This is a genomic window from Streptomyces sp. NPDC028635, assembly GCF_040637635.1.
Taxonomy (GTDB): domain Bacteria; phylum Actinomycetota; class Actinomycetes; order Streptomycetales; family Streptomycetaceae; genus Streptomyces.
On sequence record NZ_JBEZWX010000011.1, the window covers coordinates 96,069 to 117,816 of the forward strand.

General features: G+C 73.7%; 26 protein-coding genes and 1 pseudogene. 16 read left to right on the top strand and 11 right to left on the bottom strand.

Annotation, left to right across the window (positions count from 1 at the left end; genetic code table 11):
• Nucleotides 1-3: 3 nt before the first annotated feature.
• Together AB0E88_RS14845 and AB0E88_RS14850 are read left to right on the top strand one after the other, a co-directional pair.
• A complete protein-coding gene (locus tag AB0E88_RS14845) occupies nt 4-1,029 on the top strand; it encodes a DNA topoisomerase IB (RefSeq protein ID WP_361629605.1) in 1,026 nt (341 codons plus the stop codon).
• A gap of 35 nt (nt 1,030-1,064) precedes the next feature.
• Nucleotides 1,065-1,307: a hypothetical protein gene (locus tag AB0E88_RS14850; RefSeq protein WP_361629608.1), complete on the top strand. Its 243-nt coding sequence runs from the start codon at nt 1,065-1,067 to the stop codon at nt 1,305-1,307.
• 12 nt (nt 1,308-1,319) lie between these two features.
• Here AB0E88_RS14850 and AB0E88_RS14855 read toward each other — a convergent pair whose 3' ends face one another.
• Nucleotides 1,320-2,555: a family 16 glycosylhydrolase gene (locus AB0E88_RS14855; RefSeq protein WP_361629611.1), complete on the bottom strand. Its 1,236-nt coding sequence runs from the start codon at nt 2,553-2,555 to the stop codon at nt 1,320-1,322.
• 161 nt (nt 2,556-2,716) lie between these two features.
• Nucleotides 2,717-3,250 carry a VanZ family protein gene (locus tag AB0E88_RS14860; RefSeq protein WP_361629614.1) on the bottom strand — a complete coding sequence of 178 codons (534 nt, stop codon included), beginning with the start codon at nt 3,248-3,250 and terminating at the stop codon, nt 2,717-2,719.
• Between the two features lie 218 nt (nt 3,251-3,468).
• On the opposite strand from AB0E88_RS14860, the gene AB0E88_RS14865 reads away from it, so the two are divergent.
• The 6 genes from AB0E88_RS14865 to AB0E88_RS14890 all read left to right on the top strand — a co-directional run bounded on the left by AB0E88_RS14865 (nt 3,469) and on the right by AB0E88_RS14890 (nt 7,427).
• On the top strand, nt 3,469-3,651 hold the full coding sequence (locus AB0E88_RS14865) for a hypothetical protein (RefSeq protein ID WP_361629617.1): 183 nt from the start codon (nt 3,469-3,471) through the stop codon (nt 3,649-3,651).
• The gene (locus tag AB0E88_RS14870) at nt 3,648-4,100 is read left to right on the top strand and encodes an MrpF/PhaF family protein (protein ID WP_361629620.1); all 453 of its coding nucleotides are present in this window, start codon (nt 3,648-3,650) and stop codon (nt 4,098-4,100) included. The genes AB0E88_RS14865 and AB0E88_RS14870 overlap by 4 nt, the downstream gene beginning before the upstream one ends.
• A gap of 183 nt (nt 4,101-4,283) precedes the next feature.
• The gene (locus AB0E88_RS14875; RefSeq protein WP_361629623.1) at nt 4,284-4,553 is read left to right on the top strand and encodes a hydrogenase subunit MbhD domain-containing protein; all 270 of its coding nucleotides are present in this window, start codon (nt 4,284-4,286) and stop codon (nt 4,551-4,553) included.
• Nucleotides 4,550-5,311, top strand: coding sequence for an MnhB domain-containing protein (locus tag AB0E88_RS14880; RefSeq protein ID WP_361629626.1), 762 nt, complete (start codon nt 4,550-4,552; stop codon nt 5,309-5,311). The genes AB0E88_RS14875 and AB0E88_RS14880 overlap by 4 nt, the downstream gene beginning before the upstream one ends.
• Nucleotides 5,312-5,319: 8 nt before the next feature.
• Complete coding sequence (locus tag AB0E88_RS14885; protein ID WP_361629912.1) at nt 5,320-5,667, top strand: sodium:proton antiporter; 348 nt, start codon at nt 5,320-5,322, stop codon at nt 5,665-5,667.
• A complete protein-coding gene (locus tag AB0E88_RS14890) occupies nt 5,667-7,427 on the top strand; it encodes a complex I subunit 5 family protein (RefSeq protein WP_361629629.1) in 1,761 nt (586 codons plus the stop codon). Before AB0E88_RS14885 ends, AB0E88_RS14890 begins: the two co-directional genes overlap by 1 nt.
• Here AB0E88_RS14890 and AB0E88_RS14895 read toward each other — a convergent pair whose 3' ends face one another.
• The 5 genes from AB0E88_RS14895 to AB0E88_RS14915 form a co-directional block, all read right to left on the bottom strand.
• The gene (locus AB0E88_RS14895) at nt 7,428-8,102 is read right to left on the bottom strand and encodes a DUF4230 domain-containing protein (protein WP_361629632.1); all 675 of its coding nucleotides are present in this window, start codon (nt 8,100-8,102) and stop codon (nt 7,428-7,430) included. It abuts the gene before it with no gap.
• A 264-nt stretch (nt 8,103-8,366) separates the two neighbouring features.
• On the bottom strand, nt 8,367-8,969 hold the full coding sequence (locus tag AB0E88_RS14900; protein ID WP_361629635.1) for a TetR family transcriptional regulator: 603 nt from the start codon (nt 8,967-8,969) through the stop codon (nt 8,367-8,369).
• A 297-nt stretch (nt 8,970-9,266) separates the two neighbouring features.
• The gene (locus tag AB0E88_RS14905; protein WP_361629638.1) at nt 9,267-9,647 is read right to left on the bottom strand and encodes an anti-sigma factor antagonist; all 381 of its coding nucleotides are present in this window, start codon (nt 9,645-9,647) and stop codon (nt 9,267-9,269) included.
• Nucleotides 9,648-9,832: 185 nt separating this feature from the next.
• Nucleotides 9,833-11,464, bottom strand: coding sequence for an amidohydrolase family protein (locus AB0E88_RS14910; protein WP_361629641.1), 1,632 nt, complete (start codon nt 11,462-11,464; stop codon nt 9,833-9,835).
• A gap of 25 nt (nt 11,465-11,489) precedes the next feature.
• On the bottom strand, nt 11,490-12,968 hold the full coding sequence (locus tag AB0E88_RS14915; RefSeq protein ID WP_361629644.1) for an APC family permease: 1,479 nt from the start codon (nt 12,966-12,968) through the stop codon (nt 11,490-11,492).
• A 136-nt stretch (nt 12,969-13,104) separates the two neighbouring features.
• Here AB0E88_RS14915 and AB0E88_RS14920 point away from each other — a divergent pair, with 136 nt between their 5' ends.
• The 3 genes from AB0E88_RS14920 (at nt 13,105) to AB0E88_RS14930 (ending at nt 14,794) form a co-directional block, all read left to right on the top strand.
• Nucleotides 13,105-13,821, top strand: a complete 717-nt coding sequence (locus tag AB0E88_RS14920) for a TetR/AcrR family transcriptional regulator (protein ID WP_361629647.1) — start codon at nt 13,105-13,107, stop codon at nt 13,819-13,821.
• A gap of 47 nt (nt 13,822-13,868) precedes the next feature.
• Nucleotides 13,869-14,333: a pyridoxamine 5'-phosphate oxidase family protein gene (locus tag AB0E88_RS14925; protein ID WP_361629650.1), complete on the top strand. Its 465-nt coding sequence runs from the start codon at nt 13,869-13,871 to the stop codon at nt 14,331-14,333.
• Nucleotides 14,334-14,401: 68 nt separating this feature from the next.
• Nucleotides 14,402-14,794 carry a VOC family protein gene (locus AB0E88_RS14930; protein ID WP_361629653.1) on the top strand — a complete coding sequence of 131 codons (393 nt, stop codon included), beginning with the start codon at nt 14,402-14,404 and terminating at the stop codon, nt 14,792-14,794.
• A 42-nt stretch (nt 14,795-14,836) separates the two neighbouring features.
• Here the strand turns inward: AB0E88_RS14930 and AB0E88_RS14935 are convergent, their stop codons facing one another.
• On the bottom strand, nt 14,837-15,139 hold the full coding sequence (locus AB0E88_RS14935) for a DUF4235 domain-containing protein (protein WP_361629656.1): 303 nt from the start codon (nt 15,137-15,139) through the stop codon (nt 14,837-14,839).
• A 40-nt stretch (nt 15,140-15,179) separates the two neighbouring features.
• On the bottom strand, nt 15,180-16,199 hold the full coding sequence (locus AB0E88_RS14940; protein ID WP_361629659.1) for a glutathione S-transferase C-terminal domain-containing protein: 1,020 nt from the start codon (nt 16,197-16,199) through the stop codon (nt 15,180-15,182).
• A 181-nt stretch (nt 16,200-16,380) separates the two neighbouring features.
• Between AB0E88_RS14940 and AB0E88_RS14945 the strand changes: the two genes are divergently transcribed.
• Complete coding sequence (locus AB0E88_RS14945) at nt 16,381-17,298, top strand: cation diffusion facilitator family transporter (RefSeq protein WP_361629915.1); 918 nt, start codon at nt 16,381-16,383, stop codon at nt 17,296-17,298.
• 163 nt (nt 17,299-17,461) lie between these two features.
• Here AB0E88_RS14945 and AB0E88_RS14950 read toward each other — a convergent pair whose 3' ends face one another.
• Nucleotides 17,462-17,905: a nitroreductase family deazaflavin-dependent oxidoreductase gene (locus AB0E88_RS14950; protein ID WP_361629661.1), complete on the bottom strand. Its 444-nt coding sequence runs from the start codon at nt 17,903-17,905 to the stop codon at nt 17,462-17,464.
• A gap of 260 nt (nt 17,906-18,165) precedes the next feature.
• Between AB0E88_RS14950 and AB0E88_RS14955 the strand changes: the two genes are divergently transcribed.
• The 4 genes and pseudogenes from AB0E88_RS14955 to AB0E88_RS14970 all read left to right on the top strand — a co-directional run bounded on the left by AB0E88_RS14955 (nt 18,166) and on the right by AB0E88_RS14970 (nt 21,010).
• A complete protein-coding gene (locus AB0E88_RS14955) occupies nt 18,166-19,377 on the top strand; it encodes a cytochrome P450 (RefSeq protein ID WP_361629664.1) in 1,212 nt (403 codons plus the stop codon).
• Between the two features lie 14 nt (nt 19,378-19,391).
• Complete coding sequence (locus AB0E88_RS14960) at nt 19,392-19,592, top strand: ferredoxin (protein ID WP_361629667.1); 201 nt, start codon at nt 19,392-19,394, stop codon at nt 19,590-19,592.
• 237 nt (nt 19,593-19,829) lie between these two features.
• Nucleotides 19,830-19,937: pseudogene (locus tag AB0E88_RS14965) on the top strand (DUF1348 domain-containing protein); the annotation flags it as partial.
• A 104-nt stretch (nt 19,938-20,041) separates the two neighbouring features.
• Nucleotides 20,042-21,010, top strand: a complete 969-nt coding sequence (locus tag AB0E88_RS14970; RefSeq protein WP_361629670.1) for an aldo/keto reductase — start codon at nt 20,042-20,044, stop codon at nt 21,008-21,010.
• A 23-nt stretch (nt 21,011-21,033) separates the two neighbouring features.
• On the opposite strand, the gene AB0E88_RS14975 is transcribed toward AB0E88_RS14970, so the two are convergent.
• Nucleotides 21,034-21,714 carry a DUF4232 domain-containing protein gene (locus tag AB0E88_RS14975; protein ID WP_361629673.1) on the bottom strand — a complete coding sequence of 227 codons (681 nt, stop codon included), beginning with the start codon at nt 21,712-21,714 and terminating at the stop codon, nt 21,034-21,036.
• Between the last annotated feature and the right edge of the window lie 34 nt (nt 21,715-21,748).

The following is a 21,748-nucleotide window of genomic DNA, read 5'->3' on the forward strand; positions in this document are numbered from 1 at the left end:
GCCGTGCGTCTGCGTACCGTCTCCTGCGACCGTCCCGGCTTCCGGAGCGTCCGTCACGGCCGCGGTTTCCGGTATCTGGACAAGCAGGGACGCCCCCTCGCCGATCCCGGGCAGCTGGCCCGCATCCGCGCCCTGGCCGTCCCGCCCGCCTGGCGGGACGTGTGGATCTGCCCCTGGCCTAACGGCCACCTTCAGGCCGTCGGCACCGACGACGCCGGGCGCCGCCAGTACCTGTACCACGAGGAGTTCCACGCCCGGCAGCAGCAGGCCAAGCACGAGCACGTGCGCGAGATCGCCCGCGCGCTGCCCGACCTGCGCCGCCATGTCCGCGCCGACCTCGCCGGACGAGGCCTGAGCCGCCCCCGCGTCACCGCCTGCGCGGTGCGCCTGCTGGAGCGGGGCTTCTTCCGCATCGGCAGTGACCGGCACACCAGGAACAGCGAGACCTACGGCCTGACCACCATGCTGCGCGAGCACGTCACCTGCGGCCGCGGCGAGATCGCCTTCTGTTTCCCGGCCAAGGGCGGTACCGAGATGGTGCGGGCCCTGGTCGACGAGGAGGCCTACGCCGTCGTACGGGCCCTGATGCGGCGCCGGCGCGGCGGCGAGCGCCTGCTGACGTACTGGGAGCGCGGCGCCTGGCGCGAGCTGCACGGCGCCGACCTGAACGAGGCGCTGCGCCGGCTGTCCGGCACCGACGTCACCGCCAAGGACTTCCGCACCTGGCACGCCACGGTCCTCGCGGCCGTCGCGGTCGCCGTGACCGGTGAGGACGGCAGCGCCACCGAGGCGGCACGGCACCGCCAGACCGTGCGGGCGGTCAAGGAGGTCAGCCACTACCTGGGCAACACGCCCGCCGTGTGCCGTGCCTCCTACATCGACCCGCGCGTCTTCGAACTCTTCGCACAGGGCCGGACGATCGCCCCTGTGCTCACCCGGCTGGGCGAACACGGGGCGTTCGGGCGTCCGGCCACGCAGGGCGCCGTGGAGGCGGCGGTACTGGAGCTGCTGGACGGACGGTCCGGATGACCCGTTCGTCCCGGTTCCGCTCTACTCTCGATGACATGACCGAAGTCGCGAGCCCTCACATCTCCCAACCGCGCATCACGGTGCTCGGTGTTCAGCCGGGCACGCCGCCGTTCCGCATCGTGGAAATCGACGGTCAGGTCGTCGGTGAGGCGACGGGCGTCGTCGACGTCCTCGAGGCCGCCGCCGCGTACGGCATCCAGGTCCACGACCTGGAGGACCCGGATGTCGTGCGCTGGGTCGGCGGGGACAAGTTCACCTGGACCCTGCGCCGCCGCTGACCGCCGGGCGGCTCAGCCCAGCGTCCACTTCTGGTTGGCGCCGCCGGTGCAGGTCCAGATCTGCAGCCGGGTGCCGTTGGCGGAGTTGCCGCCGGTCACGTCGAGGCACTTGTTCGCCTGCGGGTTGACGATGTCGTGGGCGGCGGTGACGACCCACTGCTGGTTCGTGCCGCCCGAGCAGTCCCACAGCTGCACCGTCGAGCCGTCCGCCGTCCCGCGGTCGGTGACGTCCAGGCACTTGCCGAGCGCGCGCAGGGTGCCGTCCGACCCGGCCGTCCACGCCTGCGCGGCGGTGCCGTTGCAGTCGTAGAGCTGGACGGGTGTGCCGTTGGCGGAGTTCGCCCCGGCGACGTCGGCGCACTTGCCGGCCAGGCCCCGGACCGGCACCCCGGTGGCCGTGTTGCCGGTCGTCACCGAGACGTGGTCGACCACCAGCTGCTGCGGGAAGACGGTCGAGCCGTCCGGGTCGCCGGGCCAGTAGCCGCCGACGGCGAGGTTGAGGATGAGGAAGAACGGCTTGTTGAACACCCAGGTCTTCCCGCCGAGGTCCGCGGGGGTGCGGCGCTGGTAGACCGTGCCGTCCACCGACCAGGTGATCGAGTCGGGGGCCCAGTCCACCGCGAAGGTGTGGAAGGCGTCGGCGAAGGCCTGGCCGCCGGGCAGCGTGTAGGCCGCGCCGATGCCGCCGGAGCCCGAGTAGCCGGGGCCGTGGATCGTGCCGTGCACGGTGGCCGGCTCGAAGCCGACGTTCTCCATGACGTCGATCTCGCCGGAGTCCGGCCAGTTCACCGGCGTGCCGAGCATCCAGAACGCGGGCCACATGCCCTGTCCGCGCGGGATCTTCATCCGGGCCTCGACGTGCCCGTACTGCGCGGTGAACCTGCCTGCCGTGTTCAGCCGCGCCGAGGTGTACTGGCAGCTGCCGTACCAGCACTGATAGCCGGCCGGGTTCTCGCGCCGGGCGGTGATGACCAGATGGCCCTGCCCGTCGAGAGCGGCGTTCTTCGTGCCGGACGTGTAGTACTGCCGCTCGTGGTTGTTGACGTTGTCGCCGGTCTCCAGCTGCCACTTCGAGGAGTCCACCGGCGCGCCGGCGGGTCCGTCGAAGGTGTCGGAGAACACCGTGGCGGCGGCGACCGGGGCCGCGTCGGGAGCCGTCGCCCGGGCCGGGACCACCGCGGCGGACGCGGCGAGCGTGGCGGAGGCGGCGGCGAGGAGACATCTGCGGAGCAGGCGTGGGCGGGCCACGGCTCTCCCTTCCGTCCGGCGGCCCGTGTGCGCGGGCCGGCCGGACCAGGTGGGGGTGGGGGAGTGGTGCGTGTCGCCTCTTGATTTAAGGAGTGAAGTAAGGGGGCGTCAATACCCTGGTACGGACCTGGAGTTGACGGGAGGGGCGGGCGCCCCTCACCTCACCGGTCGCGTCGGCTGCGGCCCGCCCGCGCGTGCACCGCCCGTCCCAGCCGCCGTCCCAGCAGCAGATAACCGACCAGCGCCCCGGTGGTGTTGAGGATGACGTCGTCGATGTCGAAGGCCCGGCCGGTGATCATCGCCCCCTGCGCGAGCTCCACCAGCAGCATCACGATCGCCGTGAGCAGCAGGACCCGCAGCACGCGGCGGGCGCGCGGCGCGACCAGCGGCACCAGCACCCCGAACGGCACACCGAGCAGCAGATTGCCGCCGATCTGCTTCACCGCGTCGCGCAGGGACGGCTGGTCCAGATACGCCTTCAGAGAGCGCCCGGGATGCAGATTGGTGTGCGTGAACGCTTCCGAGGCCGGGGAGGGCCGCAGCGTCAGCCGGGCCAGCACCACGGCGAACGCCACCATCAGGACGAACGCACACGCCATCACCAGCAGCCGCACGACCAGGCGCAGCGGCCCCTGACCGCCTTCCGGCTGCCGTCGCGCGCGGGGCTTGCGCCCGGCGAGGGGCAGCCGGGCCATCGTGGTTTGCCTCCAAGTTCCCTGCATGGCAAGGCGGTTACCCGCGATCCGCCCGGCCACTCCGCCGCTCGCCCCCGGCCGTGCGGCCACCGGCCGGTTTCCGTTCCTGCGCTCGGGGCACTCCGGGTGCAGACCCGCGCGTGCCGCCGCCCGGCGCGGCACGCGCGGTGCTTGGATGCCCGCAGGACTTCGGGCGACGGCGGCGAGGAGGTGGCGCGGTGCGGACGCGTACGGCGCTGGGCGCCGCGGGCGAACTGCTCGCCTGGTGGGCCGCGCTCGCCGTGCTGTGGCTGATGCTGATCAGCGCCGTCTACCCGCTGGAGTTCGCGGTGGGCGGCGGCGCGGCGGCGGTCGGCGCCGTCGCCGCGCGGGCGGCCCGGCGGGCGGTGACCGAACGGTGAACGGCTGGCTCCTCGCGGCGGCCGTCGTCCTCGCCGGCGGCGCCGGGGCGGCCCTGTGGGGTGTCGCCACCGGCCCGTTGCGCCGCCGCGTCGTCGCCCAGAACCTGTCCACCGCCCTGGTCTGCCCCGGCCTGCTGCTGCTCTCCCAGGGCTATGAGCGCACCTCCTACGTCGATCTCGCCCTGCTGCTCGCGCTGCTCGGCCCGGTCGGCACTCTCGTCTTCGCCCGGCTGCTCGCCGACGAACTCGCCGACCACCCGCCGCTTGCCCGGGGCGCGACCTGGGCGTCCGCCGCCGTCGGCGCGGTGAGCGTCGTCGCCCTGTGCGCGGCGACCGGGCCCGGCCGGGCCATGGTGAAGCTGCTCGTGGTCGGCGCCCTGCTGATCGCCGGCAACCTGATCGCCTCCCGCGCCCTGTCCGGCGGGATCACGGGGGTGCGCGGTGGCTGACGCGTACTGCCCGCGGCGGCCCGTGCGGGGCGCGCCGTTCCGCTCGCGCCGAGTGGGGCCGCGGCGGCCCGTGCGGGTCGCGTCGTGGCGGGTCGCGCCGTTCCCCGCGCCCCTTGACCGCCTGCGGCCGTCGCGGGGCGTCGGCCGGTCGGGGGCCGGTGTGCGCGAGGAGGGGAGGTCGCGGTGACCGATGCCGTCATCGTCGTCGCGCTGGTGCTCGTCGCGGGGGCCGCGACCGCCGCGGTGGCCACCCGCGACCCCGCGCGGCAGTCGCTGGTGCTCTCCGTGCTCGGCCTGGTGCTCGCCGTGCTGTTCACCGTCCTCCAGGCACCGGACGTCGGCCTGTCCCAGCTCGCGGTGGGCGCCGCGGTCACCCCGCTGTTGCTGCTGCTGACGGTCCGCAAGGTCCGCCGCCGCGCCAAGGACGCCGGCGGCAAGGGGAGCGCCCGGTGAGCCGCCGGGCCCGGATGTGGCTCGTGGCGTTCGGCGGTGCCGGCCTCGCCGCGCTGCTCGTCGCCGCCTGCCTGGACCTCCCCTCGTTCGGCGGCCGCAGTCACCCCTACGGCGACCGGGCCGTACGCGCCGCCCTCAGCCGGCACACGGCCAACACGATCGCGTCGGTCAACTTCGACCTGCGCGCCTACGACACCCTCGGCGAGATGAGCATCCTGTTCGTCTCCGTGCTCGGCTGCGTCGTGCTGCTGCGCCAGGCCCGCGACGAACACCGCGCCGCCCCGCAGCCCGCGGACGTGGCCCGCCCGGTGCGCCGCTACGCCCTCGTGGTGCTGCCCGTCGCCGTGCTCACCGGCCTGTACGTGATCGCGCACGGACAGCTCAGCCCCGGCGGCGGCTTCCAGGGCGGTGTCGTCACGGCGACCGCCCTGCACCTGCTCTATCTCGGCGCCGACTACCGCGCCCTCGAACGCGTCCGCCCGCTCGGCCTGTACGAGGCCGGCGACGCGCTCGCCGCCTGCGCCTACCTCGTCACCGGCCTCGCCTGCGTCCTCGCCGGCGCCGCCTTCCTGGCCAACACACTGCTGCCGTACGGCACCTTCAACACGCTCTCCTCCGGCGGGCTCGTGCCGCTGCTGAACGCGGCCATCGGCATGGAGGTCGCCTGCGCGATCGTCGTCCTGCTCGCCCGCTTCCTGGACCAGGCCGTGGAGATCGTGGAGGAGCCGGGGAACGGGCAGGGAAAGGAGAACGGGTGACCGACGTGATGCACGTCCTGCCGTACCTGGTCGCCGCCTGGGTGTTCCTGGCCGGCGCCCACGGCCTCGCCACCAGCCGCAACCTCATCCACGCCGTGGGCTGTCTGTCCGTCTGCCAGGCCGGCACCTACGTTTTGCTGCTGGCGGTCGGCTACCGCGACGGCGCCACGGCACCCGTGTTCTCCGACATCAAGCCCGGTTCGCGGCCCGTCGTCGACCCGGTCGTGCAGGCGCTCGCGCTGACCGACGTCGTGGTCGGCGCCACGGTCACCGCCCTGCTGCTCGCCCTCGTCGTGCAGATCGCCAAGCGGCACGGCACGGTCGACCCCGACGAGCTGTCCGAGTTGCGCGGCTGATGCACCATCTGATCCCGCTGCTCGTCGCGCTCCCCCTGCTCGGGGCGGGCCTGCTCGTCGCCGGGGGCCGCCGGCTGCCCCGCCCCGCCGCCGAGACCGTCGGCTGTCTGGTCTCCGCCGGCACCCTCGCCCTGGCGCTGGTGCTGCTGCTGAACTCCTCGCCGCCCATGGTGGAGTGGGTCGGCGGCTGGCTGCCCGTGAACGGCGAGAGCGTCGGCATCGTCGTCGTCGGCGACGGCCTCGGCCTCGGCCTCGCCGCGCTGGCCTCCCTGCTCACGCTGGCGGCCCTGGCGTACTCCTGGCGCTACTTCGACGAGCCACCGCGCCGGCACGCCGGGTCCTTTCCCGCGCTGATGCTGGCCTTCCAGGCCGGGATGTGCGGGTTCGCGATCGCCGGTGACCTGTTCAACGCGTTCGTGTTCTTCGAGCTGATGAGCGTCGTCGCCTACGCCCTGACCGGCTACCGCATCGACGAACCCGGTGCCGTGCAGGGCGCCCTGACCTTCGCCGTCGTCACCTCCCTCGGCGCGTACGCGACGTTGATGGGCCTCGGTCTGCTGTACGGGCGCACCGGGGAGCTGTCGATGACGGCGATCGGGCGCGGCCTCGACGCGCACGGCAAGCCGGACGCCCTGGTCCTGACCGCGTTCGTGCTGGTGTTGACCGGGCTGATGGTCAAGGCGGCCGCCGTGCCGTTCCACTTCTGGCTGCCCGACGCGCACGCCGTCGCGCCGACCCCGGTGTGCATGCTGCTGTCCGGCGTGATGGTGGAACTCGGCGTGTACGGCGTGTGGCGGGTGTACTCCACCATCTTCTCCGGGCCGGGTGGTCTGCCCGCATCCGACGCGGGGCACGCCCTGGTGGTGCCGGGCGCGCTCAGCGCCGTGGTCGGCGCGGTGATGTGCTGGTACCAGCGGCACGTCAAACGGCTGCTCGCCTACTCCACCGTCGCCCACACCGGCCTGTTCCTGCTGGGCATCGGACAGCTCACGCCCGAGGCCGACGACGGCGTGGCGATCTACCTCCTCGCTCACGCCGGGGTGAAGGCTGCGCTGTTCGCCTGCGCCGGCCTCCTCCTGGACCGCTTCGGCAGCCTCGACGAACAGGCGCTGCACGGCCGGGCCCGCCGGATGCCCGGGGTCGCGCTCATGTTCGCCGTCGGCGGGCTCGCCCTGGCCGGGCTGCCCCCGTTCGGCACCGGTCTCGGCAAGGCGGTCGGCGAGGAGGCCGCGGGCGGCGCGCTCACCGTGCTCTACGTCGCCGTCTCCGCCCTCACCGCGGGCGCGGTGCTGCGGATGACGGCACGGGTCTTCCTCGGCCTCGGTCCCAGGCCGCAGGAGAGCGGGGAGTACGAGACGACCGGCGCCGACGAGGAACCGGAGACCGGACACCGGCTCAGCCGGGTCCCCGACACCATGCGGGCGGTCCCGGCGCTGCTGCTGGCCGGCTCGCTCGCCGTCGGTGTGGTACCCGGCTTCGGCACGGCCGTCGCCGACGCGGTGAACGAGGCCGGCTCCGGCGGGCTGCGCAGCGACGTGCACTGGACGCTGCCCGGGGTGCTGCTGGGCCTGCTGTCCACGCTGCTCGCCGTGGCCCTGGCCGCGGTCGCCGTCACCCGCCCGAAGCTGCTGGCCGCCCCGCGCCGGGCGCTGCCGCTGCGCCGCCTGCAGTCCGGGCACATCGGCGACTACGTGGCGTGGGTGCTGGTGGGCACGACCCTGCTGGGCGCGCTCGCCCTGCCCGGGGTGCTGGGCGGCTGATCACGCGCCGCCGTAGGACACGTGCACCTCCTTGAAGCCGAGCGAGCGCAGCAGTCCCTGGAGCATGGCGGTGGTGTTGGCCTCGGCCCGCGTGGTCAGTCCGCTGCCGCGGGCGGCTTCCCCGATGTGCCGCACGGCCAGCTTCTGCACGGCCTGCTCGCTGTTGGGGTTGTCGGAGAACAGGTCGCCGAGGCGGTCGAGCAGGCCGCGTTGCTTGGAGACGGCGTAGGAGTGGTCGGGGTCGAGGGCGGGCCGGCCCAGCTGTGCGTGCGGCAGGCGCAGTGTCGCCGTGGTGCGGTCGGCGTCGACGCGTACGTCCCGCTCGCCGAGCCGGCCGAGGTCGACGTAGGCGTCGACGGTGCCCGCGCCGACGTACAGGGTGCGGGTGCCGCGGATGGCGTCCGGCAGGAACCGGGCGTCCTTCTCCAGGTCGACGACCACCTGGAAGGTGCCGGAGGCGGCGTCGTAACGGCTGATGTCGCGCACGGACTTGAGCAGCGCGGGACCGGAGCGGTCATGGGTCTCGGTGCCGAACAGGTCCCGCAGGCCCGGCAGTACGCTCAGCCGCAGCCCCGCGAAGAACACGGCGAGCACCAGCGCCAAGGACAGCAGCACCTTCGCCCAGCCGGGCAGGCGACGTGACGGACGGGCGGGTGGAGCGGGGGCATCGGGCATGACGAGGGCCCTCCTTCCTGAGGTCCGCATGCCCGCCGAGCCCGGTTCCAGACGGCCCTGTCGGCCCTCGGCGTGCGGGCCGGTCACCGGACGGACGGACGCGACCACCACACCCCCTCGCCCCGGGTGAGCCCCGACCGCGTACAAGGGTGATGTCCTCGGGAACCGGGAACCGGGAGCCGGAAGGGGGGCTGGGTGATTTCGAGGAGTCGGCGCTCCCGGTGCGGTGGTCGGCGGCCGGCGCGATGCCCTGAGGGCCCCGCGTCACAGGCGGGGACAGCCGGTGGCCGACCGGGCGTAGCCGAGCAGCAGGCGCAGCGCCGTGGCACGGTCCACGGCGGCGTTGCGGCTGACGATGTGCAGGCCGTAGCCGTCCTCCAGGGTGACCAGGTTGCGGGCGACGTCCGCCACCGGTTCGGCGAGGGTGAACTCACCTGCTGCGGCGCCCAGTTCGAGGATCGTCGAGTAGAGCGCGGTCTCCCGGGCGAAGAGCGAGCCCATCAGCGCGGCGTGGGCGGTGCTGCGGTCGGCCAGGCCGTGCAGTTCGTACAGCAGCCGGTGGTCCGCGTCGTCGGCGTGGGCGGGCAGACCGGACTCGGCGGCGGCGCGCAGCCGCTCGACCGGGTCGCGCAGGGCGTCGGTGACGGCGTGGCGCCGGCCGAGGAAGCGCTCCACGGCGCCGCTGTGCACCTCGAAGACGAGGTCGTCGAGTTCCGGGTAGTAGTACAGCACCGACCCCGCCGAGACGCCCGCCTCCGCGGCGATGTCCTTGATCCGCAGCGCGGCGATGCCGCGCTCGGAGATCGCCCGGCCGGCCGCCTCGATCAGCGCCTCGCGGCGCGCGCCCTGGTTCTTCGGTCTCGCCATGCCCGCCATTCTTTACCGGCCGGTTCGAGTTGTTCAAGTGGCTCCTGCTTGAGCTTCGCGAGGCCGGATCGCGTTTCTTGAATTTCGATGCAAACAATCGCCGCCGCGCGGCGCCTCCGCCGCGCGCATCAGCGTCTTCGAGCGCATCAGCGTCGTAGAGCCGCACAACTCCCGCGCCCGCTCCGGCGAGCCCGTGCGAGACGCCGAGAACCGTGCGAGACGCCGAGAACCGTGCGAGACGCGGTGAGTTCGCGCCGGAGGCCGTGGCCCCGGCGGCCCCGAGCCGGCTGCGGATGCCTACAGATGGCCGGATGTCGCCCCCGGGCAGCCCAGGGCCGCGTCCCGTGTCGGCTGCGGGGGCAGCAGCCGGGCGAGCCCGGTCAGCCGCAGGACCCGCAGGGTGAGGGTGTGCGTGCACACCAGATGGATCCGGCCGTCCCGCTCCAGCACCCGTCGCCGGGCCCGGTACAGCAGCCGCAGCCCGGAGCAGTCGAAGAACTCCACCCCGCTCAGGTCGATCACCACCCGGGGCGCGGGGCCGGCGGTGGCCCGGTCGAGGTGCGGGGCGATCTCGGCCGCGGCGGCGATGTCGATCTCGCCGCGGAACTCCAGCACCGTGTGACCCCGGTCGGCGCGGACGCGCAGATGACGCGTGGGCGGCGCAGGGTCCTGCTGCACGACGGCATCGCCTCCAACCCGCTGCGTGGACGGGAACCCCAACAGGGGCCCCCGTCCTGCAAGTTACCCTCGGCCGACAGTATTTGAGCATGTTCGATTGACATATGTCGTCGAATTGCGGCCGAGTTTGATCGGGAGGCCGGCCGGCGTCCTGCGGCTCGGTCCAGGACCAGCGCCGTGCCGGATCACGCGTCGGCGGCCGCGTACACCCGGTCCCCTCCGACGTACGTCAGCGCCACCCGCGTCTCGCCGAGCTCCCGGGCCGGGACGGCGAACGGGTCCCGGTCTAGCACCACCAGGTCGGCGAGGGCGCCCGCGCGGATCTCGCCCGTGTCGTCCAGGTGGTTCACATGGGCCGAGCCGGCCGTGTACGCGGTGAGGGCTGCGGCCAGGGTGAGCCGCTCGGCCGGCAGGAACACCGGGCCGTCGCCGCCCGGTTCCACGCGGTTGACGGCGACATGGACGCCCTGCAACGGGTCGGGGCTGCTCACCGGCCAGTCGCTGCCCGCGGCCAGCCCCGCGCCCGAGCGCAGCAACGAGGCGAACGGGTACTGCCACGCGGCCCGTTCGGGGCCGAGGAACGGGATCGTCAGCTCGTCCATCTGCGGTTCGTGCGCCGCCCACAGCGGCTGGATGTTCGCCACCGCGCCCAGACGTGCGAAACGCGGCACGTCGTCGGGGTGCACGACCTGCAGATGCGCCAGATGCGGGCGGGTGTCGCTCGGCCCGTTCGCCTCCCGCGCCGCCTCGATCGCGTCCAGCGCGTCCCGTACGGCCCGGTCGCCGAGCGCGTGGAAGTGGCACTGGAAGCCGAGCGCGTCCAGTTCGGTGACGTACTTCGGCAGCAGCCCGGGATCCACGAAACTCTTGCCGCGGTTTCCGGTGGCGCAACCGCACCCGTCCAGATACGGCTCGAGCAGCGCCGCCGTGCCGTTCTCCGCGACGCCGTCCAGCATCAGCTTCACGCTGCCCGCCCGGAACCGCCCGTGGCTCAGATCCGCCCGCCTCTCGACGAGTTCGGGGATCTGCTCGGCGCCGCGCTCCCGGTCCCACCACAGCGCGCCGCGCACCCGTGCGGTGAGCGAGCCGTCCCGTGCGGCGGCCCGGTACGCCTCGGACGGGTCGGGCATTCCGGGGAAGTTCCCGACGAGCGCGTCCTGCCAGGCGGTGATCCCGAGCGCGTGCAGGGTGCGCTGGGCGTGCAGCAGCGCCGCCCTCAGGTCGGCGGGCGTGGCCGCAGGGGCGAGCCGCCCGACCAGCTGCATCGCCCCTTCCTGCAGCGTCCCGCCCGGCTCGCCGGAGACATCCCGTTCGATCCTGCCGTCGGCCGGGTCGGGCGTGTCCCGGGTGATGCCGGCGAGGGCGAGGGCGCGGCTGTTCACCCAGGCGCCGTGATGGTCCCGGTTCGGCAGATACACCGGACGGTCCGGTACCACCGCGTCCAGCAGCTCCTTCGTCGGCGTACCGCCCGGAAACGCCTCCATCGACCAGCCGCCGCCGGTGATCCACTCCCGCTCCGGATGCGCGGCGGCGTACGCCCGCACGGCCGCGACGCTCTCCTCGGCCGTCCTGGTGCCGGTCAGATCGCACTGGGTCAGCTCCAGGCCGGCCGGCACCGGATGCACGTGCGCGTCCTGGAAGCCGGGCAGCAGCAGCCGCCCGGCGAGGTCGACGACCTCGGTGCGCGGCCCGGCCAGCTCGCGCAGTTCGTCACCGCCGAGCGCGGTGATCCGGTCACCGGTGACGGCCACGGCGGTGGCGGCGGGCCCGGCGGGTGTGAACACGAGGCCGTTGAGGAAGAGCAGGTCGGCGTGCATGGGTTCCTTTCGGTGGTGGGGCGGGTCACGGGGCGGCGGTGAGCAGTTCTGGCGCGTCGGCGTCGGTGCCCCGGCCGGTGCGGAAGTACGGCGATCTGCGCCCCCACTTCGCCCAGGCCGCGGCGGCGCAACCCGAGGCGATCATCATGATCGGCGTGAGCAGCAGGAACCAGCCGTTGTCGGCCCGCAGGGCGAAGTGGTCGGTGGAGGTGAAGAAGGACCAGCCGAGGTATCCGCCGAGCCCGAGGAGCGCGGCGGCGCTCAGCGCGGGCAGCACCACCGCCCGCACCCCCTGCCAGGGGTCCGTGCGCAGCAGGGCGCGGAAGCGGACGGCGGCGGCGAGCGCGGTGAGCGCGTAGGACAGGGCGACGACGATCCCGACGGCGTTCACGGTCGCCATGATCATGTCCGACAGGCGGGGGATCACCAGCGACAGCGCGGCCACCGCCACGGCCAGCGCCCCGATCAGCAGCGTCCCGGCCGCCGGGGTGCCGTAGCGGGGGCTGACCCGGGACCACACCGGGCCGAGCGTCGCGTCCCGGCCCATCGCGAACATCGCGCGGGCCGTCGGGATCACCCCGGCCTGCAGCGAGGCGACCGCCGAGAACATCAGCGCCACCAGCGGCAGCACGGCCAGCGGGCGCCCGGCCAGCCGGTCGCCGAAGAACGCCAGCCCCTCGGCCCCGTGGCCGACCAGCTCCGGCTCGCTCAGCACCCGCTGGAAGGCGAGGGAGCCGAGCAGGAACAGCGCCAGCATGGTCGCCAGCGTGATGAACCCGGCCCGGGACGCGTCGCGCGGCTCGCGCACCTCCTCGTTCACGCTGAACGCGGACTCGAAGCCCCAGTAACAGAACACCGACAGCAGCAGCCCCTGCGCGAGGGCCTGCGGGGAGGGCAGGGCGAACGGGTCGAACCACGCCCAGCGGAACGGGTGGGGGCCGGTGACCAGGCCGTATCCGCAAAAGCCCAGCAGCACGATGTACTCGAACACGAGCAGCCCGGTCTGCAGGCGGGCCGCGGTCCGGGCACCGCTCACCGCGGTGAGCGTGACGGCGGCCAGGACGACGATGCCGATCGCGGTGGTCTGCGCGGTCGAGCCGGGGTCCAGGGCCAGCCCGGCGACGCGGTGCAGCCCGGCGTCCCCGGCCAGTTGCAGCAGCGCCGAGCCGGTGACGGCCGTGGTGTACGCGAGGAACGCCACCGTCGCGACGATGTTCACCCACCCCACCAGGAAGCCCAGCCACGGCGAGAGCGAACGGCCCACCCACACATAGCCGTTGCCCGCGTTGGGCTCGACACGGTTCAGCCGTGCGTAGGCGCCGGCGATGCCCAGGACCGGCAGGAACGCCAGCAGCATGATCGCCGGCAGGTGCAGCCCCACCACGCCTGCCGTGACGCCCAGGCCGATGCCGATGCTGGTCGTGGCCGCCGTACTGGACGCGGCGATGGCGACGCCGTCGAGCACGCCGAGGGTTCTTCGCAGCGCGGGTGGTTGATGCGCCATGGCGGCACTCTCCTCGCACCAGGGGGCCCGGCGGGCCCCGGTGAGCGGACATGAAACTGCCGCCGGGCTTCACAGGTCAACGCTGTTGTCATAAGGTCGCGGCTCCCGGAGGCACCGCCCAGCCTGGAGGCGTTCCATGACCGACCGTGTCGTCCCGCCCGGCGCCCGCCGCCGCCGGCGGCCCACCAAAGCGGGCGTGGTCCTGTCCGAGGAGCTGATCGTCGCCACCGCGCTGCGGCTGATCGAGGAACACGGCGCCGAGGCGCTCTCGGTCCGACGCCTGGGCCGCGCCCTCGGCGCCGACCCCAGTTCCCTGTACCGCTACTTCCGGCACACCGACGACCTGATGCTCGCCGTCGCCGACGAGCTCATCGGCGAGACGCTGCGCACCTGGCGGCCGAGCGGCGACTGGCGGGCCGACCTGCGCGACCTGGGCCTGCGCATGCACGCCGGCGCGCTCGCCCACCCGCGGGCGGCGGTGCTCAGCGCCCACCGCGTGACCGGGCGCGAGCACGAGATCGCGGCGGTGGAGGCCATCCTCGGGGTGCTGCGCGGCGCCGGCTTCCCGGACGGGGACGCCGTACGCGTCTACCACGCCTTCGTCGACCAGGCCCTCGCCTTCGGCGCCCTCGACTCGGCGGGCACCGCCCTGCCGGCGACCGCCCGGGAAGCGGAGACGGCGGTATGGCGGGCCACGTACGCCCGCCTGCCGGCGACCACCCACCCCCACATCGCCGCCACCGCTCCCCACCTGATCAGCACCATGCGCCACAGCTCCTACCCCGCGGCCCTCGACCTCCTGCTGACCGCGGCGGCGGCCCGGCTGGCGGAGGTGAGCGGGCGGGCGGAGTGAGGGCGCGTCGTCCGCGAGGGCGGGAACGCGGCGGCCACACTGGTGGCATGACCACCGCAGCTCCCCGCACCGCCCAGCAGCGCAAGCGCGACACCCTGCACCGGCTCGAACACGAGGTCGACGCCTGGGTCGCGACCGCCGCCGAGGACGGCGCGGCCCCCTATCTGGTCCCGCTGTCGTTCGTGTGGGACGGCGCCACCCTGCTGTTCGCCACCCCCGCCGCGAGCCGCACCGGGCGCAATCTCGCCGCCACCGGCGTCGCCCGCCTCGGCATCGGACCCACCCGGGACGTCGTCCTTGTCGAGGGCACCGCCACGGCCGTGGAGCCGCACGACCTGCCGGAGGAGGACGCCGAGATCTTCGCCGCCAAGACCGGCTTCGACCCGCGCGAACTGACCACGCCCTACCTGTACTTCTACGTGCTGCCCCGCCGCGTCCAGGCCTGGCGCGAGGCCGGCGAACTCGACGGGCGGGACCTGATGCGCGACGGCCGCTGGCTGGTGACGGACTGAAACCGGGGTATCCGCAGGAGCGAGGGGCGGGCCCTGCCGCCCCGCGTCAACCGACCAGCGGAGGAGACATGGCCCTGTTCACGGCCGGCGTCGTGGTGCTCGACTGCGCCGAACCGGAGAAACTCGCCCAGTTCTACACGGAGTTGCTGGACGCCGAGCAGGTGGAGGCGACCGCCAACCGAGTGGAGATCCGCGCCGCGGAGGGCACCCGGCTCGCCTTCCGACGCGACATGAACGCGACCCCGCCGAGCTGGCCGCGCCCCGAGAACTCCCTCCAGGTCCACCTCGACTTCCTGGTCGAGGACCTCGACGAGGCCGAACGCCGGATCGTCGGCCTGGGCGGGCGGCCCGTGGACACCAAGGACGCGTCCGGCCCGTACGAGGAACGCGGTTACGCCGACCCGGCCGGCCATTCCTTCACCCTGCGCCGCGTCGCCCCCACCGCGCCGAAACTCGGCTGAGCGGCGGGGGCGGCCCGGGCGGTCGGGCGACGGCGGGGCCCGTCAGTCCCGGCCGCCCTTGTCCTGCACCGGCCAGACACCGGTCGAGCGCTCGATGGCCTTGGCACCTGTGCGGTCCACGGCGCTGCGCACCGCCGCGAAGATCGCGCCCTGGACCGCAGCGGCCAGCAGGATCTCGCCCCAGCCGCGGTCCGGGTCCAGCGCGTCGGGCGCGTCGTCCTCGTGCCGGATCAGCTTCCACGTCTTCTGGAACGCGAGTCCGGCCAGCGCGCCACCGGCCCAGCCGAGCACGAAGCCGACGGGCTTGTAGGCGAGGGGGAGCGTCTTCTTCTTCGTCTTGGCCACTAGGTCTCCTCGGGTGTGGGTGTCGTGGGGGAGTGCGGGATCAGGGACGGCCGCGGGCCGGCACCTCCTCCGCGTGGCGCACCGGTCCCGGCGCGGTGCCGTCCCCGAAGGGCCGCCCGCCGAGCCGCTCACGGTGATGCGGCGTCAGCCAGCCCGCGAGGTCGGGGCCGAGCGGCACGATGCCGGTCGGGTTGATGCCGGTGTGCACCTGGTAGTAGTGCCGCTTGATGTGGTCGAAGTCCACGGTGTCGCCGAAGCCGGGCGTCTGGAACAGGTCCCGGGCGTACGCCCACAGCACCTCTTTCTCGGCCAGCTTCCACCGGTTGCACTTGAAGTGGCCGTGGTAGACCGGGTCGAAACGCACCAGTGTGGTGAACAGCCGGATGTCGGCCTCGGTGATCGTGTCCCCGACCAGGTAGCGCTGCCGCTCCAGCCGGGCCGTGAGCTTCTCCAGCCGCTGGAAGACGCCGGTGCAGGCCTCCTCGTACTCCTCCTGCCCGGTGGCGAAGCCCGCCCGGTAGACGCCGTTGTTGACGTCCTCGTACACCTCCGCCATCACCGTGTCGATCTCGTCCCGCAGACTTTCCGGGTACAGATCGGGCGCCCCGGGGCGGTGCAGCGCCCGCCACTCGGTGGCCAGGTCCAAGGTGATCCGCTGGTAGTCGTTGGTGACGAGCCGCCCGCTGGGTACGTCCACGATCGCCGGCACGCTCACCCCGCCCGGATAGCCGGTCTCGCGCCGGTCGTAGGCCTCGCTCAGATGGCGGATGCCGAGCACCGGGTCGCGGCCGTCCGGGTCGAGCGTGAAGCGCCAGCTGCGGTCGTCCTGCACCGGGTCGGCGATCCCCATCGACAGCGCGTCCTCCAGGCCGAGCAGCCGCCGCGAGATCACCGCACGGCTCGCCCACGGGCAGGCCCGGCTGACCACCAGCCGGTACCGCCCGGCCTCCACCGGCCAGCCGTCCCGGCCGTCGGCGGTGATCCGGTCCGCGAAATGACTCCTGGACCGGCGGAAGGCCTTCCTGCCGTACGCGCTGTTGCCGTCGCCGTCCCGCCCCATGACCCGCTCCTCACTCCTGCCGGGGGTGCGATCCTGCCCTTCTGCCTTCCCCGGGTTCCCCGAAACACCTCACCGGCACGGTGTGATCCCCCACGGCCGGGGCAATCGCGTCTTCGTGAGCGGTACACACACGCAACGTGACGCGGAGCGCCCGGCGGACCGCAGGACGCGGGTCACCGTCCTGGTGGCGCTGGCGGCGAACCTCCTCATCGCGGCCGCCAAGGCGGTCGGCGGCCTCCTCGCGGGCTCCCCCGCGCTGCTGTCGGAGGCGGCGCACTCCGTCGCCGACAGCCTCAACGAGGTCTTCCTGCTGGCCGCGCTGCGCCGCAGCCGCCGTCCCGCCGACCGGCGCCACCCCTTCGGCTACGGCAAGGAACGCTTCTTCTGGTCACTTCTCGCCGCCGTCGGGATCTTCGTGATGGGCGGCTGCTTCTCCGTCTTCCAGGGTTTCGAGGCCCTGCGCGACGGGGCGGAGGAGAGCACCGGCGGGTACGTCGCGGGCCTGGTCGTCCTCGGCGTGGCCCTGCTCGCCGAGGGCGCCTCGCTGCTGCGGGCCATGCACCAGGTGCGCCGCCAGGGCGGCGTGGCGGCCGGCCTGCGCGACCCGGCGCTGCGCACGGTCGTCGCCGAGGACGGCACCGCGGTGCTCGGCGTCGTCCTCGCCATGATCGGGATGGCGTTGCACATGGCCACCGGGCAGGTCGTCTACGAGGCCGCCGCCTCCTTCGCCATCGGCGCGCTGCTGGTGTGCGTGGCCTACCACCTCGGCCGCGAGGCCCGCGATCAGCTGATCGGGGAGGCCGCCGACCCGGAGGCGAGCGAGCGGATCCGGAGCCTGCTCGCCGGGCAGCCGGAGATCGACAGCGTGGAGGCGCTGTTCACCATGAAGACCGGGCTCGACTCCGCGCTCGTGGCCGCCCGCATCGACCTGGTGCCCGGGCTGGACAGCGAGCGGGTGGAGGAGGTCGCGGTGCGCATCAAGCGGTCCATCGCCGACGCGGTGCCCGAGGCGACACAGGTCTTCCTCGACATCACCGACCGCGCCGCGCGCGAGTCGTACGAAAGCCCCGCCGCGACGGGGGAACGCGGCGGGGCCTGACACTCACGTGCCCGCCCCGCGCCGGACCATGCACCCGGGCGCGGATTTTTCCGCAGAGGTGCGGCGAGTGCGCCGCGAGCGGCTCGTCCGGCCGGCCGGGGAGTCGCCTCGCAACGGCCGGCCGGGAAGTCACCTCACGCGCGGGCCGGGGGAGCGGGCCGCGTCATCCGGCCGGTTCGAGGACGAACACGGGGATCTCGCGGGACGTGCGCGCCTGGTAGTCGGCGTACGGCGGATACGCGGCGACCGCCCGCCGCCACCACTCGGCCTTCTCCTCGCCGGTGACCTCACGGGCCGTCATGTCCCAGGCATGGGGGCCGTCCCGCAGTTCGACACGGGGGTCGGCCTTGAGGTTGTGGTACCACACCGGGTGCTGCGGCGCGCCGCCCTGGGAGGCGACCACGGCGTACCGTCCCTCGTGCTCGACGCGCATCAGCGGCGTCTTGCGGATCTTGCCGCTCTTCACCCCGCGGCTGGTGAGGATGATCACCGGCAGGCCCGTCTCGCGCAGCGTCGTGCCGCGCGTACCGCCGGAGCTCTCGTACAGCTCCACCTGCTCGCGCACCCACTGTGTGGGGCTGGGCTCGTACTCGCCCTCCAGAGGCATGGCATCGGTCCTTTCGTCACTTGGCACGGTGTGCGTACCGCTTCTGTGCCGGACTGCAACACCGGTGCGCGGGCGTACATTTCCCCGGGTGCCCAACGGATCGCCGCCGCGCTGTCCGGGCCGGGACGGCCGGCCACGGAGTGAAGGGTTCCGGCCAGATTCCCCGGTCGGCCGATGTGGCCGAACTTCGCGTCGCAGCATAGATGCCCGAGGCATCTAATGAAGATCGAACGACGTACTCGACGTCTGCGAGGTCTTCCATGACGGACTTGACGCACCAGCCGGCACCCGTCGCCTTCCCGCAGGACCGCACCTGCCCCTACCACCCGCCCACCGCCTACGACCCGCTGCGCGCCGGCCCCCCGCTGGCCCGCGTCACCCTCTACGACGGACGTGCCGCCTGGCTGGTCACCGGGCACACCGTCGCCCGCGCCCTCCTCGCCGACCCGCGTCTGTCGACCGACCGCACCCGGCCGGACTTCCCCGCGCCCTCCCCCCGCTTCACGGCGGGCCGTGACCGCCGGGCGGCGCTGCTGGGCGTGGACGACCCCGAGCACCACGCCCAGCGGCGCATGCTGGTGCCCCGCTTCACACTCAAGCAGGCGAACGCGTTACGGCCGGACATCCAGCGGATCGTCGACGACCTGCTGGACGCCATGGTCGCCCAGGGGCCGCCCGCGGAGCTGGTCGGCGCGTTCGCCCTGCCCGTGCCCTCGATGGTGATCTGCGCGCTGCTCGGGGTGCCGTACGCCGACCACGAGTTCTTCGAGGAGCAGTCCCGGCGGCTGCTGCGCGGCCCGGGCGTCGAGGACGTCCTCGCGGCGCGCGACCGGCTCGAGGCGTACCTCGGTGACCTGATCGACGGCAAGGCCAAGGACGCGGAACCCGGCGGGGGCGTCCTCGACGAACTGGTCCACCAGCGGCTGCGCACCGGCGAGGTGAGCCGGGCCGACGTGGTCGCGCTGGCGATCATCCTGCTCGTCGCGGGCCACGAGACCACCGCCAACATGATCTCCCTGGGCACCTTCACCCTGCTCCAGCACCCCGACCGGCTGGCCGAACTGCGCGCCGACCCGGGGCTGCTGCCCGGCGTGGTGGAGGAACTGCTGCGGATGCTGTCCATCGCCGACGGTCTGGTGCGGCTGGCCGTCGAGGACATCGAGGTGGCCGGGACGACGATCCGGGCGGGCGAGGGCGTTCTGTTCGCGACGTCGGTCATCAACCGCGACGAGACGGTCTACGCCGACCCCGACAGCCTGGACTTCGGCCGCTCGGCCCGCCACCACGTGGCCTTCGGCTTCGGCATCCACCAGTGCCTCGGCCAGAACCTCGCCCGCGCCGAACTGGAGATCGCCCTGCGCACCCTCTTCGAGCGGCTGCCCGGCCTGCGGCTCGCGGTCCCCGCCGAGGAGATCCCCTTCAAGCCCGGAGACACCATCCAGGGGATGCTGGAACTCCCCGTGACCTGGTAAGAGGCTGACGCACCATGCGCATCCACATCGACAGGGACGTCTGCATCGGCGCGGGCCAGTGCGCCCTCGCCGCGCCGAACGTCTTCACCCAGGACGACGACGGCTTCAGCACCCTCGTTCCGGGCCACGACGGCCCCAGGCCCGACCCGATGACCCGCGAGGCGGCCCGCGCCTGCCCGGTGGGAGCGATCACGGTGGCGGCCCCGGCGGACTGACCCCGTCCCGTCCCGTCCAGTCCGGCGGCGGACCGGACGCGGCGACCCCGGCCGCGCGCCATCGCGGCGGGCGCCCCGCCGGGGCCTCCGGCAGTGGCGCGCGGCTGTGCCTCACGGCGGGCGTCCCGCCCGGGCCCCCGGCACCGGCGCGCGGCTGTGCCTCACGGCGGGCGTCCCGCCACGGGCCTCCGGCAGCGTCCACGAGTGCCACGACGTCGGCGGTCAGGGGTGGCGCCGACCCGGCGGGAGGCCGGCGTCGGCGACGTACCGGTCGAGGAGCACGAGCGCCGCGTCCACGGCCCGCGCCCGCAGGGCGAGCGGGGCCGCACGTTCCCGCTCCGGTGAACCCGGAGGCCCGCGGTCGCGGTCACACCGGTGATGATCTTCGAGTGCGCACGAACCCGTAGGCTCGCCACGTCAGCCACTGACCAAGGCAGGAGCAAGCAACGATGCAGTACGTGAAGCTCGGTTCCACAGGTCTGGACGTCTCCCGGATCTGCCTGGGCTGCATGACCTACGGCGTCCCGGACCGCGGCACGCACGAGTGGACCCTGGACGAGGAGGCCTCCCGGCCGTTCATCCGCCAGGCCCTCGACGCCGGGATCAACTTCTTCGACACCGCCAACGTCTACTCCGACGGCACCAGCGAGGAGATCGTCGGCCGGGCCCTGAAGGACTTCGCCCGCCGTGACGACATCGTGCTCGCCACCAAGGTGCACGGCCGGATGCGCCCCGGCGCCAACGGCGGCGGGCTGTCCCGCAAGGCGATCATGACCGAGATCGACCACAGCCTCACCCGCCTCGGCACCGACTACGTCGACCTCTACCAGATCCACCGCTGGGACCCGCACACGCCGATCGAGGAGACGATGGAGGCCCTGCACGACCTGGTGAAGGCGGGCAAGGTGCGCTACATCGGGGCGAGTTCGATGTACGCCTGGCAGTTCTCCAAGGCGCAGTACACGGCCGAACGGCACGGCTGGACCAAGTTCGTGTCGATGCAGAACCACTACAACCTCCTCTACCGCGAGGAGGAGCGGGAGATGCTGCCGCTCTGCGCCGACCAGGGCGTGGGCGTCCTGCCGTGGAGCCCGCTCGCCCGCGGGCGGCTCACCCGCGACTGGGGCACCGTCACCGGCCGCAGCACCACCGACACCTTCGGCAGCACCCTCTACCAGGAGGGCGACCGCGCCATCGTGGAGGCCGTCACCCGCATCGCGGAGGAACGCGGCGTCCCGCGCGCCCAGGTCGCCCTCGCCTGGCTGCTCCACCAGGACACGGTGACCTCCCCGATCGTCGGCGCCTCCAAGCCGCAGCACCTTCAGGACGCGGTGGCCGCCGTCGACCTGACGCTGACGGAGAAGGAGGTCGAGGAACTCCAGAAGCCGTACGTGCCGCACCCGGTCGCCGGTCACTGACCCGCCGGGCGCCGCGGGACGGCTCAGGCGCCGGTGCCCGCAGCGAACGGTGTCAGCGTCACCGCGGAGGCGTTGCCGCCGACCGGCACCGGGCCGCCCCGCCACGGCACCCTCAGCGACTCGCGCTCGTCGGGCGGCGTGACGAGCAGCGCGGCCGGAGTGGCCGTACGGGCCTCGCTGATCTCGGGGTTGGAGAAGGTCAGCCCGGCCCAGGCGCTGCTGCCCGGCGCCAGCGTCACCCGCGCCGCGGCCGTGCCGCTCCCGCGGCGCGGGTCGGGGCCGAGCTGCCGGCCGGAGGCGTCGACGAACGCGGCACCCGGGAAGCCGTACACGGTGCAGGTACGGGTGGAGGTGTTCGTCAGCACGACGGGGAAGTTCTCCTGCCCGGCGCCCGGGTCGTTGCGCCCGACCGAGGCGCGCAGATCGCCGGTGTGGCAGCGGGAGGACGCGGCGGGCCGCGCCGACGCCGTGGCCGGCGCCGTGGACCGACCGCCCGCCGGGGCGGGCGTGCCGGTGGGCTCGGCGGCTCCGGGGCGCATCGTTCCGGTGGGTGCGGCGGAGCCGGTGGCGGTCGTCGCCGGCGGTCGCTGCGCGGTGCTCGCGGCCGTGCCGCTGCCGCCGTCACCGCCGCCGCAGGCGCTCAGCGCGCCCAGCGCGGTGAGCGCGCTCACGAGCAGGACGGGAAATCGCGTGTACGGGGCCATGCCTGACGTCTGCCCCGGGCGCCGGGCCGTGATG

Coding starts and splice junctions, on each gene's coding strand:
- AB0E88_RS14850 (WP_361629608.1), top strand. CDS start 1,065: ATGACCGAAGTCGCGAGCCCTCACATCTCCCAACCGCGCATCACGGTG.
- AB0E88_RS14860 (WP_361629614.1), bottom strand. CDS start 3,250: ATGGCCCGGCTGCCCCTCGCCGGGCGCAAGCCCCGCGCGCGACGGCAG.
- AB0E88_RS14885 (WP_361629912.1), top strand. CDS start 5,320: ATGCACGTCCTGCCGTACCTGGTCGCCGCCTGGGTGTTCCTGGCCGGC.
- AB0E88_RS14890 (WP_361629629.1), top strand. CDS start 5,667: ATGCACCATCTGATCCCGCTGCTCGTCGCGCTCCCCCTGCTCGGGGCG.
- AB0E88_RS14895 (WP_361629632.1), bottom strand. CDS start 8,102: ATGCCCGATGCCCCCGCTCCACCCGCCCGTCCGTCACGTCGCCTGCCC.
- AB0E88_RS14900 (WP_361629635.1), bottom strand. CDS start 8,969: ATGGCGAGACCGAAGAACCAGGGCGCGCGCCGCGAGGCGCTGATCGAG.
- AB0E88_RS14910 (WP_361629641.1), bottom strand. CDS start 11,464: ATGCACGCCGACCTGCTCTTCCTCAACGGCCTCGTGTTCACACCCGCC.
- AB0E88_RS14915 (WP_361629644.1), bottom strand. CDS start 12,968: ATGGCGCATCAACCACCCGCGCTGCGAAGAACCCTCGGCGTGCTCGAC.
- AB0E88_RS14920 (WP_361629647.1), top strand. CDS start 13,105: ATGACCGACCGTGTCGTCCCGCCCGGCGCCCGCCGCCGCCGGCGGCCC.
- AB0E88_RS14925 (WP_361629650.1), top strand. CDS start 13,869: ATGACCACCGCAGCTCCCCGCACCGCCCAGCAGCGCAAGCGCGACACC.
- AB0E88_RS14930 (WP_361629653.1), top strand. CDS start 14,402: ATGGCCCTGTTCACGGCCGGCGTCGTGGTGCTCGACTGCGCCGAACCG.
- AB0E88_RS14940 (WP_361629659.1), bottom strand. CDS start 16,199: ATGGGGCGGGACGGCGACGGCAACAGCGCGTACGGCAGGAAGGCCTTC.
- AB0E88_RS14950 (WP_361629661.1), bottom strand. CDS start 17,905: ATGCCTCTGGAGGGCGAGTACGAGCCCAGCCCCACACAGTGGGTGCGC.
- AB0E88_RS14955 (WP_361629664.1), top strand. CDS start 18,166: ATGACGGACTTGACGCACCAGCCGGCACCCGTCGCCTTCCCGCAGGAC.
- AB0E88_RS14960 (WP_361629667.1), top strand. CDS start 19,392: ATGCGCATCCACATCGACAGGGACGTCTGCATCGGCGCGGGCCAGTGC.
- AB0E88_RS14970 (WP_361629670.1), top strand. CDS start 20,042: ATGCAGTACGTGAAGCTCGGTTCCACAGGTCTGGACGTCTCCCGGATC.
- AB0E88_RS14975 (WP_361629673.1), bottom strand. CDS start 21,714: ATGGCCCCGTACACGCGATTTCCCGTCCTGCTCGTGAGCGCGCTCACC.